Below are 331 nucleotides of genomic sequence, written 5' to 3' on the forward strand. Positions count from 1 at the left end.
AATAATGTAATATCGCTTATCTTGCCAAATTGTCCAATACAAATATCAACTATATCTCGACCTTCTGGTAATACTATAAATTGATTTTTTCTGGTGTGCATTTTCTTCTTACCGGAATAATATTTTTTCTGCTCTTCATAGTCTCCAGGTCTTTCTATAGCTTGCTCTGCACTATCTACTATTAATTCATATTCACATAATTTCTCACATAGCTCTTGATATCTTTGCTCATCATTTTTTACTTCTTCTACTTGAGATGCAGGCAAGATTTCTCTTAAAATATCTACCCAATAATTAAAGGTATTATTGGCTTTTGTTCTCGACACATCAA

At 31.4% G+C, this 331-nt stretch carries 1 protein-coding gene; it reads right to left on the reverse strand.

Annotated features, from left to right (window positions below):
- On the reverse strand, nt 1-266 hold a 266-nt coding region (locus ACM0OR_RS28395), incomplete at its 3' end, for a transposase family protein (protein WP_414579742.1).
- Between the last annotated feature and the right edge of the window lie 65 nt (nt 267-331).

The organism is Anabaena sp. CCY 9402-a, assembly GCF_963920945.1.
Taxonomy (GTDB): domain Bacteria; phylum Cyanobacteriota; class Cyanobacteriia; order Cyanobacteriales; family Nostocaceae; genus Trichormus; species Trichormus minutissimus.